This window comes from Nonomuraea sp. B10E15 (assembly GCF_039871615.1).
GTDB lineage: Bacteria > Actinomycetota > Actinomycetes > Streptosporangiales > Streptosporangiaceae > Nonomuraea.
This window is the reverse complement of record NZ_JBDPMB010000059.1, coordinates 1-1,372: the sequence shown is the minus strand read 5'-3', so window position 1 is coordinate 1,372 and position 1,372 is coordinate 1. Positions and strand designations below refer to the sequence as shown.

Below are 1,372 nucleotides of genomic sequence, written 5' to 3'. Positions count from 1 at the left end.
CAGGGCTGAAGCGTTCTCACGTGGTGAGACCGAGTAGTTGAAGACCGTCGGCAGGGTGGCTGCGGTAGTGGTCGGTGGCGGCGGTGATGTTGGTCCAGCCGATGAGGCGGGTCAGGCCGACGGCGAGGTTGCGGAGGCTGGCCAGGATCCGGGGTGCGGCGCCGGTGCGGACCTTGCAGGCGTCTTCGCGGTAGGTGACGTCGCGGATGTGGTGCAGGGCCTCGACGCTCCAGTGCCCGCGGATCAGCGCGGCGAGCTGGGCGTGGGTGATGCGGCCCGGTGGCAGGCTGGTGATGGCGTAGATCGTGACGATGGTGGTCTTGCCGGTTTTGAGGTCGGTGCGGCGGCGTTTGACCTGGATGGCCTGGGCGGCGTGGGGAAAGGGCAGGCCGGGGCGGGTGGTGCAGATCTTCATGCGGCGGATCTCGCGGCGGCCGTGCCCGCGCTCGTCGGTGCGGTCGTTGAGGACCGCTTCGCGCCAGGGCAGTGCTTTGAGCCTGCGGTGGAGTGTGGGCTGGTTGGCCTTGACGATGAACAGGAAGTGGCCGCCGGCGGTGACGATCTGCCGGGCGTGCTCGGCTTGGGTGTGCAGGGCGTCGGCGGTGATGATCATCGCGGACAGGTCCAGGTCGGACAGCAGGGGTGTGAAGGCGGGGATCTCGTTGCTCGTGGCCTCGACCTGCCGCTGGGCGAGCACGGTCTGGGTGTCGTGCCGGACGGCGGCCAGCAGGTGAGTCACACCGTCGCCGGTGCGGCTGCCGCGCAGGGTCTTGCCGTCCACGGCCAGGCCGAGCAGGGGTGTTCTGGCGGCAGTGGTCGTCTGGGTGGTCGTCTGGGTGGTCGTTTCTGGCGGGTGGCCGGTGGTCAGCGCGGCAAGGTAGGCACAGGTTGCAGCGTCGAAGGCATCGCCGTCCAGGCGGGCCAGCAGCCGTCCGAGGGTGCTGGCGGCCAGCCGGGTGGTGGCCGGGAGCCCGAGCTGGATGCGCAGATCGGGGTCGTATCCGGCGATCAACCGGGTGATCTTCGCCAGAGATGTCGCTCCGCTGAGGACGGCGAGCAGGGATAACGCGAGCAGCGGGCCGAGGCGGTAGCGACGTCCTCGGCGGTGGCGTGGGTCGGGTACGGCATCCAGCACCTCGGCCAGGGTGGGCAGGTCGGAGCTGGGATCGTCGATGGTGACGTGCTCCAGGTGGCGGGAGAGCACGTCGATCGTGGATGATGGCACGCGGACGCGGCCCCTGTTCTTGATCGACTGGCTAGACACCGACGATCATGAGGGGTCGCGTTCGTCATCTCCGCACCGGGGCACCCCTACTCGCCCACCCGGCTCAGGGGTACAGCAGTCTCACCAGTCGAGAACGCAACGGCCCTG

Annotated in this window: 1 protein-coding gene; it reads right to left on the bottom strand. The window is 69.3% G+C overall.

Translation table 11 applies throughout. The features are described from left to right. Positions 1 to 16: 16 nt before the first annotated feature. Positions 17 to 1,225: an ISAs1 family transposase gene (locus tag ABGB14_RS49955; RefSeq protein ID WP_347650954.1), complete on the bottom strand. Its 1,209-nt coding sequence runs from the start codon at positions 1,223 to 1,225 to the stop codon at positions 17 to 19. Between the last annotated feature and the right edge of the window lie 147 nt (positions 1,226 to 1,372).